This window comes from Actinoplanes rectilineatus, assembly GCF_000962825.1.
Classification (GTDB): domain Bacteria; phylum Actinomycetota; class Actinomycetes; order Mycobacteriales; family Micromonosporaceae; genus Actinoplanes; species Actinoplanes rectilineatus.
On record NZ_JZKF01000148.1, the window covers coordinates 1 to 10,417 of the forward strand.

Below are 10,417 nucleotides of genomic sequence, written 5' to 3' on the forward strand. Positions count from 1 at the left end.
ACCCGTCCCATGGCCGGGCTACTCACCGGCCAGGAGGCGGGCCAGGCCCTCCTCCTGGGTGACCTGGCCGGTGGCGACCGCACCCTCGATCCAGTCCGCGGCCGCCCGTACCCGGGCCAGGTTGCGCTGCACCGTCGCCTTCTCGTCCTCGGTGTAGTTCTGCCCCCGCAGCCCCGGAACGATCCGGCCGGCCGAGGCGACGAACTGCGCGCACGCCCCGACCAGGTCGAGGAACTCGCTGGTGTGCTCGATGTGCTGCAGCGCGGGGGTGCGCTGCCGGACCAGCTCGCCACCCTGGCGGGCCTGATCAGCCTGAGCACGGTTGACCGAGTGCCGGGCCGTGGTGTCGGTCATCGCCCGCGCGGCGACTTCCGATCTGCGAGCCGAGTACAGCTACGACAAGGCCGTCGGCGGTATCGGCCTGCCGACCACCGTGACCCGGTACACCGACGGGCAGCCCTACACCCAGACGATCACCGGCTACACCAGCGACTACCAGCCGACGACGACCACCATGACGCTCCCCAAGCCGATCACCGATCGCTGGGGCCTGAAGAGCACCTACACGTACGCCTACAGCTACACCGACACCGGCCTACCGGATTCGGTCACCCTGCCCGGCATCGGTGCCTTCCCGAGCGAGAAGGTGATCGCCCGGTACAACAGCGAGGGCCTGCCCCTCACGGTCTCCGGCCAGAACTGGTACGGCGCCGAGACCGTCTACTCGGTCTACGGCCAGCTGCGCCGCTCCACCCTGGGAGCCCAGCCCTACCGCGTGTGGGCGCTGAACAACTTCGACGACGCCAGCGGCGCCCTGCTCGACCAGCAGGTCTACCGGGAGAACACCGGCGACAAGAAGCTCGTCGGCGGAGTCCTCGCCTCGAACCGCTCCTACGCGTACGACAACGCCGGCAACATCACCACGATCCGCGAGAAGTCGGTCGGCATCGAGGAACGGCAGTGCTTCACGTACGACCCGATCGGCCAGCTGACCAAGGCCTGGACGGCGAAGGACCAGGAATCCTGCTCGGCCGGCCCGGTCGGCGCCGACGGCACTGTCAACGTCGCCGCCGGTAAGGACAACGCCGGTTACTGGCAGGAGTACGAGTACGACCTGCTCGGCAACCGCACCAAACTCGTCGACAAGGACCTCACCGGCGCCACCGCCAAGGACGCCACCAGCACGTACACGTACGGAAAGGCCGACGGCAGCCAGCCCGGCACCCTCACCAAGGTCACCAAGAACTACACGACCCCGACGGGCGCGCAGGTCACCGCCGAAGCGGAGCGCCTCTACACGCTCACCGGCAGCACCGCGCAGGTGGCGTCACTGCAGAACGGCGACACCCAGAGCCTGGCCTGGACCTACGACGGCCAGATCGAACGCATCGCCGGAGCCGGCAGCAACGGCAAGACCTCCTACGTGGGCCTGAACAACGCCTGCCTCGACGTCGCCGACGGTGCCGCCGTGGCCGGCACGAAGATCCAGCTGTGGGGCTGCAACAACGGCCCCGCCCAGAAATGGACCTTCACCCCGGCCGCCGAGGGCTGGGACCGCAACCTCGGCGCGCTCACCCAGCACAACGGCACCTGGTGCGCCCAGCCGGCCGACTCCACTCTCCAGCTCCAGAAGTGCGACGGCTCGCCGGCCCAGCAGTTCCGCCGCGACACCACCGGCGCGCTTGTCCACCCGGCCTCGAACCTGTGCCTCACGGCTACCGCCGACGCGGCGGCCATCACCCTCACCGCGTGCACCGGCGCGGCCGGTCAGCTGTGGACGCCGCAGGACGAAACCACCTACATCTACGGCGCCGACGGCTCCCGCCTGCTCAGCATCCAGGGCAAACAGGCCACACTCAACCTCGGCGAGGCCCAGCTGACCGTCCAGGAGGGCGGCCGGCCGGTCAACACCCAGCGCTCGTACGCGGTGCCGGGCGGCTCGATCCTGCGGGTCGCCACCGGCGGCGGCTCGGCCCGTCTGGTCGCCATCACCGGCGACCACCAGGGCAGCCCGTACGCCGAGGTCAACCTCAGCGACGGCATGGCCGTACGCATTCGTAAGCAGGACCCGTTCGGCAACGAGCGGGGCACCGCCCACCTGCAGCAGAACATGGCCACCAACACCGGTTTCCTCGGCGCCATGCGCGACGATTCCTCCGGCTACACGCCGCTGGGTGCCCGCATGTACGACCCAGTGGTCGGCCGGTTCCTGTCCGCGGACCCGGTGGTCGACCTGGCGGACCCGGTGCAGCAGAACGGGTACGCCTACGCCCACAACAACCCGGTCACCCACTCCGACCCGTCCGGCCTGTCCATCACCCTGACGGCCTCGGAGATCGGCGCGGCTCTCATTGGTGCCGGTTTGACGGCGGCGCAGGTGGCCGAGGCCCAGAACAATGCCAACCGGTCGCTGACCTCGGTCATCCTCTCCGCGGCCTGGGGCATGCTCTCCGAGATCATCGGCCTCAACGACGCCATCGGCTGCTTCGGCGGCGACCTGTGGGCCTGCGGCAGCCTGCTGATGAGCGCCATCCCGGTGGCCAAAATCCTGAAAACCCGACAGATCATCGCGGCGATCAAGGCGACGATGGCGGCCATCGATGCCTGGAAGACCGCGAAGAAGGTAGCCGAGCAGGTCCTGGCGGTCGCGCGGGCGGCGCAGGCAGCGGCGCTGCAAGCCAAGAAGTTGGCGATCGAGCGAGCGAAGAAGGCCGCCCAGCTGGCCAAGAAGAAGGCCGACGAGGCCATCAAGACGACCAGCACCAAGGCCGTCAACGTGGCGAAGAAGGTCGGCAACGCCGTTCAACGCCAGGCCAAGAGCAAAGCCAACCCGGCTGCTTCCGGCGGGAAGAAGGGCGGACCGTCCGGCGGCAAGGACCGGAGTAGCGGCGGTTCAAGCGCTGCGAAGGACAGTTGTGAGAGCAACAGCTTTGTCCCCGGTACCAGAGTGCTTATGGCCGATGGCACCACCAAGCCGATCGAAGAGGTGAAGACCGGAGATCGGGTCCTTGCCACGGATCCAGAGTCCGGCGAGACCACCGTCGAGACGGTGACCGCCGAGATCAAGGGCGAAGGTCTCAAGCGCCTGGTCAAGGTCACAATCGACATCGACGGAGAACAGGGTTCTGAAACCGCCCAGGTCATCGCGACAGGCGGTCACCCGTTCTGGGTCCCGGAGCTCAGTGAGTGGGTCGACGCCACCGATCTACAGGCTGGCCAGTGGCTGCAGACCGGTAACGGCACCTACGTCCAGATCACCGCAGTCAAGCGCTGGACAGCCACCCAAGCCATCGTCCACAACCTAACCGTCACTAACATCCACACGTACTATGTGCATGCTGGCAATGCCGCCGTTCTTGTGCATAACTGTGCCAGCGGTGAGTTCATCGAGACCTATGAAGGTGGGGGTGGCGTTTTGGCTACGCTGAAGAACGGCACTCTCACGATGGCGATCGAGAAGGGTGCGGGAACCCCTCCGGGTGGCCAGATGTTCGAGGCGGTCATGAATCACTTCGGCCCTGAGAACGTCAATGCTTTCGAGGCTAAGTGGGTCACCTCGATGCCTTCCAATCTCAACGCATTCAACAAGAACTTGAGAGCTGGAATGTCTCACGAGGATGCGGCAAGAGGTACCTTTACCGGGCATATGCTTTCAAAATATGGACTGACCGAGGTTTCTGTGGACAGGAGTCGGCTCGCCGGTGATCCTGGTAGCTACACCAATGCGGAGCCGGTCTTCAGGCGACCTGGAAGCTGATTTTATGACGAAGTATTCAGGCGAGCTGAGCGATTTTGTAATCGGAGGCGCGACCCTCCTGGAGGTTCTTGATTTTTTGCTCGCTCGAGAGTCTCCGGGTGCGCTCACGCCGTTTGGATTTTTGCGGATATTCCAGGAGGAGCTCGGCATCCCTTTTGTCGAGACGAGAGAGGTTCTGGAGTACTTCGATCCTCGGATGAGGCCGATTGCCGACCATGCTCTAATCAATGACCGGGGTGCGTTGATACTGCGACGATACTACCCGTAATGCGGACCTGGGTGTCCGCAGTAAATGCATCGGCCGGTATCACTGAATCAGTTTTTTGCGAAGAATTTGATCGAGGGTTGATCCTGGAGTCAAATTTCATCGTGATGATGCAGGTCGTGGCCGGGGCGGGGCGCCGGGATCGACATAGGACGAGGCTCCCGGTAAGACAGCAGTCGACCAAGATCCGATGCCTCAATCGGGAGCCTCGCTGTGCTGTCTTACCCTGCCGCGATTCCGTTGTCCACTTGTAGCCTGAACCGTCTTGCCGGCCTCATCCGTGCCCGCCGTGACCAGCGCAGGTCCCGGTCCCGGCGCCTCGACCCCCAGGGCGATTGCGTTGTCTGACGACGAGGCCGTGAGCTGGGGATTTACGAGGAGAGTGGCCTCTGTGGAGGCGAAGGCGGCGGGTGAGATCACATCGGTGAAGATAGAGTTCTCTACGCTTCACAACCCCGAGGACCTCACTCGCCGATGGCATCATCTCTCATCACTGCATTGACCGTTACGGCACCCCACGCCGCCACCACATCAACTATGGTCACCGAGGGTGACTGCATTATTCTGCTGGACGTGCTGGCGAAGATCCCCGGCCCGCGGGGACCGACGCGGGATCCGTTACCCGCTGTCAGCGGTACTCGGCGTCGCGGTCTGCGCGGTCATGACTGGGGCATCGTCGTTCGCAGCGATCACCGACTGGCTTCATGACCTCGATGAACACGCCCGCACCGGTTCGGGTTCGGTGACGTCGTCCCCGCCGGGACCACGATGTGGCGATCACTGATCCGTCTCGACCCAGCCCTGCTGTCCACCGTTCTCGCCGGATGGCTGCACACCCGTATCCGCCCGCCGGGCCCACCACTGGCGGCGGGTCTACTATGCGGCGACGTGTGCCGGTGTCTGTCCGTGTTGCCATCGAACGGGTCCTTGGTCGTCCGCCGACGCGGTTCCAGGCGACGAAAGTCCAGGTCAACGGCATGTCACCGCAGGTCACTCTGCGTGCTGGCCGTGAAATATTTCACACGTACTATGTGCTCGCTGGCAACGAGCCGGTCCTTGTTCACAATTGCGGTGTCGGCAATGTTGTTGACGAGCTTCCGGAACGCGGTGAAGGTTATCCCACGGTCGGGTAGATCGCGAATATTGATGATTCGGGTGATGTAACCCGAGTTGGCAATCCTTTCAAGGGCGGAAATTCGGCCTCTTCGGAATCGATCAACAATTTTCTTATGGAGTTGCCGGACATTGAAAATCCGTCGAGTGGCTTCTATCCGTAAAGCACGCATGTGGAGACCAAGCTTGCCTGGCGTATGCGGCAGACTGGCATGAAGTCTGTTGATATCGTGATCAATCGCCTTCGTGACTCTTGCAAAGGGCCGTTGGCTTGCATGGAAGCGGTTAGGTCGTGTGTTGTTGATCTTTGGTTAGGTCGCGGAGCCAGATTTTGATGGTGGCGACGTCGACGGTGGCCAGGTACATGAACGCCCGCTTGTCGTAACGGGTCGCGACGGCCCGGAACTGTTTGAGTTTGGAGACCGCTCGTTCGACGGTGTTGCGCTGCCGGTACCAGTCGGGGTCGAACGTGGGTGGCCGTCCGCCGCGGGATCCCCGCTTGAGGCGGTTCTTCTGCTGGTCGCGGCGTTCGGGGATAGTCGCGGCGATGCCGCGTCGGCGTAGGCCGGTGCGGATCGCGGCGACGGAGTACGCCTTGTCGCCGAGTAGCCGGGCAGGGCGGGTTCGTGGGCGGCCGCGACGGCGGGGCATGCGGATACCCGCCATGACCTGGTCGTAGCCGATGCGGTCGTGGCGCTGGCCGGCGGTCAGTGATCGGGAGACGGGTCTGCTGCGCAGGTCGGCGGCCAGGTGCAGCTTGGTACTGAACCCGCCCCGGGAACGGCCCAAGGCTTCGGGTTCGGTAGCGGGGCCGGTCGCCGTCAGTGTTTTGACTGGTCGGCCGGTGGCTGGTGGCGTGCTCCGGCGGCGTGCTGGTGGGCACGCACGACGGTGGAGTCGATGCCGAGGGTCCATTCCGGGTCGTTGGCGTCGGCGTCCAGGCGCAGCCGTTCGGCGATGCGCTGCCAGGTCCCGTCCAGGGCCCAGCGGCGTTTACGCTGGTAGACGGTCTGCCAGTTCCCGAACCGGGACGGCAGGTCACGCCACTGGATGCCGGTGCGTTCCCGGAACAGGATCCCGGAGATGGTGGTGCGGTGGTCGTTCCAGCGGTGACCTCGCGGTGGGTCCTGCGGCAGCAGTGGCTGGAGCAGAACCCACTCGGCGTCGGTGAGTTCGAATCGTGCGCTCATAGCGTCTCGATCAACATCGAGGAGCATCAAGATCTTCCTTCAAGATCTACAAAACACGAGCTAGTGCGATGCTTCCCGTGGAATCGGGTCTCACAGTTTGGTTCCGGGATGCGTCGGGTACGATGCGAGGCTTTAAGTTAGATGGTCGGTCACGGGTAAATGATAAAAAAGGTGGTAGTCCGTGTTCTTGAGTGTTCACTTTAGGGGCGAGCGGCGTTACTCAGAGAGCTTGGATAACTCGGAGGCTTTTGTCGCTGAGGTTATAGAAGAAATGCGAGGAGAGGAGGAGATTGCAGGCTCTTGGGATCCCGGTGAAGATGCGTGGTTCTGTATCGCCGATCGTCGGTATATCGAAGGTTCTTCGGTGGCGGGTGGTTACCTGCGTGTGGCGATCAATCGGCGTCATGAGTATGGAGCCATTATCTGGTTTGTCACCCAGGGTTTCCCAAGAAGGGTGGTGTTTGTGACTCCGTTTGGATGTCGGATAATCCGGAGCCTTTCGACTTCGATCCTAGGGTTGTGTCGGACCCTGGGTATCCGCTCTTCCATGACCGGGACAGTGACGTGATCTCAGCAAGGTTCGGTGAGGTAGCGGTATTCGAAATGGGTGAGGTGTAGTGCTGCGGCGGCGACGTCGCCGATTCTTCGGGGGCTGATGTTGCTGTGGCGCAGCGGATCCGTTCGGGGCGATCCTCAGCGCGCTGGGACCTGCGGGGGATCTCGCGCCGGGAGATGACACCGCGGTGTCGGCTCGCCAAGTCGACTGTCGCCTGGATGCGAGCGGGATGGTCGGTGCCCAGGGCCGGAAGCGGGTGATTGACCTGGCAGCAGCCCTGGAGATGCCGGTCGGCGACCTCATGGCGATCGCGGGTATGGCTGAGGATCGTGAGTACCCTCGGCGGACCTGATCTTGAGGTGCCGGGGGAGGACCACTGATGGCGGACGACCTACCGCGGATCCGGGCTGGGGTCCCGGCCGAGGCTTCGGCGCCTTGGGTGCCCGCCCCTGGGGTTGCCGCGCGGAGAGCTTCCGCGCCGGCGGTCCCCGCGGGTGGGAACGGGCTGACCGGGCGTGAGTGGCTGCACCTGATCGCCGGGCTCTGGCAGTGGCTCGCGGTCCTGTTCAGCCTGGCCGCGGGGCCGCCGCGGCGGTGGTGGCCAACGACCTCGCCGACCGGGACGCGTACTGGGCTGCGGTACGGGAGAGCCTGCGCCCGAGGGCTACACGATCGTCGTGCTGGCGTTCGTCTGGCTGCTGGCGGGTGCGCTGCTGCACACGCCGTCGGTGCTGGTCAAAGGTAAGCGGGTACTGGGCGGCTGGCTCGTCGTCGCGGCGATCACCGTGCACCATGTGCTGATCACCTGGCTGGCGTTCTGGATTGCCGGGATCATGCCGGTGGAGAGTGTCGAGTACGTGCGCCACGACCCGGGCCGCAACTACATGGTCGTCCTGATGCTCATGCTGCTCGGACTGTCGCTGCTGGGGCCGCTCAACGGGTTCTTCGCCGGGCCGCCGTTCCTGGCCGACGACGACGGCGGCAGCTGGTGGGACAAGCCCTGGATGCCGCACCCGGTGGTGATGGGCCTGGTGTTCCTCGCGGGCCTGGCCGGCTGGTTCTGTCTTGTGGTCCTCCTGCCGATCATGGTGTCTACGTATTGACCGAGGTGATTATGGGAGAGGTCGGCCAGCACCGGGTTCATGCCGCCGAACTCGGTGCCCAGCATCGCCTGCATCTGGCTGCCGCTGAGCCGGGCGGTGCGGGTGTCGACCCAGCCGGCCAGGCGGAGCAGCACGTCGCGGGCGGTGGTGTCACCGATCAGCCGCCAGACGTCGAGCAGCCCGGCCAGGGTCTTGTGGACGCAGTAGCAGGGCACGTTGCCGTTGCTCAGGGTGCGCGCTTCCAGGGCGGTGAAGTCGGATTCCGGGAACCCGGACAGGTACCCGTTGGACGCCTGGCATGCGGCCAGTCCGGCGACCATGGCGCCGGCCTTGTCGCGGCAGGTGGTGTCGCCGAGCGCGGCCCACGCCTGGGCCCAGGCGGTCGGGAAGTGGCCCTGCATGTGGGTGCGGAACGGGAAGTTCGGCGCGTCCCGGCCGCCGCCCGCGGCGGCAAGGTAGCCGAACAGGTACTGGCGGCGGCGCGTGCGGCGCAGACGGCCGCGCTGAACGCGAAGAAGCTGGCCATCGAACGGGCGAAGAAGGCCGCCCAGCTGGCCAAGAAGAAGGCCGACGAGGCCATCAAGACGACCAGCACCAAGGCCGTCAACGTGGCGAAGAAGGTCGGCAATGCCGTCCAGAGGCAGGTCAAGCAGAAGGCGGGGCCAGCGTCCGGAGGCGGGAAGAAAGCCTCTTCACCAGACGCCTCGAACCGCAGCAGCGGCGGCTCGAGCGGCCCGGACTGTAAGAGCGCTGACAACAGCTTTGTTCCCGGTACTCGCGTCCTTATGGCCGACGGCACGACTGAGCCGATCGAGGACGTCGGGATCGGTGACAAGGTCCTGGCCACCGATCCCGAGTCCGGCGAGACCACCGCCGAGACGGTGACCGCCGAGATCAAGGGCGAAGGCCTCAAGCACCTAGTTAAGGTTACTGTCGACATCGACGGTGACGAGGGCTCAAAGAAAGCCCAGGTCATCGCTACCGACGGTCACCCGTTTTGGGTTCCGGAACTCGGCGAATGGATCAATGCCACTGGCCTGCAATCCGGTCAGTGGCTGCAGACAGGTGACGGCACCCGTGTTCAGATCACCGCAATCCAACGCTGGACAAGCGTGCGGGACATCGTCCACAACCTCACCGTTAGTGACACCCACACGTACTATGTAGCGGTCGGCGAAACGCCGGTGCTCGTACACAACTGCAGCGTCACCGACGCGGCGAAAGATGCGGCCAGAAACGCTCCCGCAGACGCTACGATGACTGCCGCTTCTCGTTTTCGGGGTACTGACATGGTTGAAACCGGCTACTCTGGGCCTTCGTCCAAGCCGGTCTATCTTGAGCCCGAGATCGAAGCCGAGCTCGAGCATGGTGGGCAGACCTTCGCCGGCGACGCCGCGAACTGTGCCGAGGTGCGTGCCTGCAATGCGCTGATCGCAAATCATGGCGCCGATTTCGAGAAGCTGATGGAGCGTCCGCTCAAGTTATCCGACATTGAATTCATTACCGTGAGAAGCGCTAGTGGCGTGCCAGTTCCAGCCTGCCTTTCGTGTCAGAGTGTTCTAGTTCGTGCCGGAGCGAGGGATCTGTCAAGATGACACCTACTTTTGAGCCTTCTCCGGAAATTTCAAGGATGCTTACGAGCGGAGGATGGAATCCGGATAGAAAAGTCGATATCGAAAGCATCTGCGGCCTGTTGGAGTCGGTCGGATTTGCTTCTATCCCTGCATCGAAGGCGTTTCTATCGGAATTCTACCTATTGAAGTTCGACCACAATCCAAGTCTTGAAATAAATGGTGTAGAATCGTTCTGCTGGACGTCTTTCGACCCGGCTGAAGTGGCTACCGGCAGGGATGCACGCATTGCCGAAAGATGCTCCGAGTTGATTGGCGAAGATCTGTACCCAGTCGGAACCGATGGATTCCATCTCACCATCTACATCACCGATGGCATGAAGTTCTTCGCCGGGCGCGACTCGTACGTCCTCAGCTACGCCGACTCGGTGGCTGGATTGTTCGGTGCCATGCAAGGCGGTAGGCGACCGGAGATCATCGGTGAGTGGCAGCTGTGAGCCCAGGGCCATTGCGTTCTTGGATGACGGTTGGTCACGGCGGTGATGAGGTCGTGTGAGCGGCGTTTTGCTTACGTAGCTCAGATGATCCGAAGGGCCAATGGGGGACGCTGAGCTTCCCGGGAGCTCAGGATGTGGCGATGTTTGGCCTGAGCTCCCTCCGCCCGGCGGGACCCGGTAGATGGAATGGAGTGACCCTATGATTGATGAACGCCTCGTCGCCAGTATCGTTCGTGAGCTGCAATTGTCGGGCATGCCGGAAATCCCGCTAGTGTCCTGCGCCGGAAATTCGGTCACAAAATCTGGCGATTGATTCGAGGATCTCCTCGGCGGTCTTGGTCCAGATGAACGGGCGCGGGTTGGCG

General features: G+C 63.8%; 6 protein-coding genes and 4 pseudogenes. 7 read left to right on the forward strand and 3 right to left on the reverse strand.

Features of this window, described 5'->3' with window-relative positions; translation table 11 throughout:
- Positions 1-18: 18 nt before the first annotated feature.
- Complete coding sequence (locus tag WH85_RS44800; protein ID WP_052721279.1) at positions 19-354, reverse strand: DUF6192 family protein; 336 nt, start codon at positions 352-354, stop codon at positions 19-21.
- A 10-nt stretch (positions 355-364) separates the two neighbouring features.
- Here WH85_RS44800 and WH85_RS44805 point away from each other — a divergent pair.
- The 4 genes and pseudogenes from WH85_RS44805 to WH85_RS54295 form a co-directional block, all read left to right on the forward strand.
- Positions 365-3,376, forward strand: a pseudogene (locus WH85_RS44805) (ricin-type beta-trefoil lectin domain protein); the annotation flags it as partial.
- 859 nt (positions 3,377-4,235) lie between these two features.
- Positions 4,236-4,349 (forward strand): annotated as a pseudogene (locus WH85_RS51300) (IS5/IS1182 family transposase); the annotation flags it as partial.
- Positions 4,350-4,683: 334 nt separating this feature from the next.
- Entirely contained in the window at positions 4,684-4,806 is a 123-nt protein-coding gene (locus WH85_RS53545) for a hypothetical protein (protein WP_245674373.1), read from the forward strand.
- Positions 4,807-5,347: 541 nt separating this feature from the next.
- A complete protein-coding gene (locus WH85_RS54295; RefSeq protein WP_425394698.1) occupies positions 5,348-5,470 on the forward strand; it encodes a hypothetical protein in 123 nt (40 codons plus the stop codon).
- Here the strand turns inward: WH85_RS54295 and WH85_RS44815 are convergent.
- Positions 5,421-6,325 (reverse strand): IS5 family transposase gene (locus WH85_RS44815; protein ID WP_157411620.1). Its coding sequence is split into 2 segments (ribosomal slippage): positions 5,421-5,975 and positions 5,978-6,325, totalling 903 coding nucleotides; the frame shifts between segments, so codons are not numbered across the junction. The genes WH85_RS54295 and WH85_RS44815 overlap by 50 nt on opposite strands.
- A 1,233-nt stretch (positions 6,326-7,558) precedes the next feature.
- Between WH85_RS44815 and WH85_RS51310 the strand changes: the two genes are divergently transcribed.
- Complete coding sequence (locus WH85_RS51310) at positions 7,559-7,984, forward strand: hypothetical protein (protein ID WP_045748322.1); 426 nt, start codon at positions 7,559-7,561, stop codon at positions 7,982-7,984.
- A gap of 17 nt (positions 7,985-8,001) precedes the next feature.
- On the opposite strand, the pseudogene WH85_RS53550 reads toward WH85_RS51310, so the two are convergent.
- Positions 8,002-8,478, reverse strand: a pseudogene (locus WH85_RS53550) (beta-L-arabinofuranosidase domain-containing protein); the annotation flags it as partial.
- On the opposite strand from WH85_RS53550, the pseudogene WH85_RS53555 reads away from it, so the two are divergent.
- Together WH85_RS53555 and WH85_RS49675 are read left to right on the forward strand one after the other, a co-directional pair.
- Positions 8,398-9,225, forward strand: a pseudogene (locus WH85_RS53555) (Hint domain-containing protein); the annotation flags it as partial. The pseudogenes WH85_RS53550 and WH85_RS53555 sit on opposite strands and share 81 nt — an antisense overlap.
- Positions 9,226-9,575: 350 nt before the next feature.
- Positions 9,576-10,052, forward strand: a complete 477-nt coding sequence (locus WH85_RS49675) for an SUKH-3 domain-containing protein (protein ID WP_083449747.1) — start codon at positions 9,576-9,578, stop codon at positions 10,050-10,052.
- Positions 10,053-10,417 lie beyond the last annotated feature (365 nt).

Excerpts from the sequence above, each read along its gene's own strand:
- WH85_RS44800 (WP_052721279.1), bottom strand. The coding sequence starts at position 354 with ATGACCGACACCACGGCCCGGCACTCGGTCAACCGTGCTCAGGCTGAT.
- WH85_RS53545 (WP_245674373.1), top strand. The coding sequence starts at position 4,684 with ATGACTGGGGCATCGTCGTTCGCAGCGATCACCGACTGGCTTCATGAC.
- WH85_RS49675 (WP_083449747.1), top strand. The coding sequence starts at position 9,576 with ATGACACCTACTTTTGAGCCTTCTCCGGAAATTTCAAGGATGCTTACG.
- WH85_RS54295 (WP_425394698.1), top strand. The coding sequence starts at position 5,348 with ATGAAGTCTGTTGATATCGTGATCAATCGCCTTCGTGACTCTTGCAAA.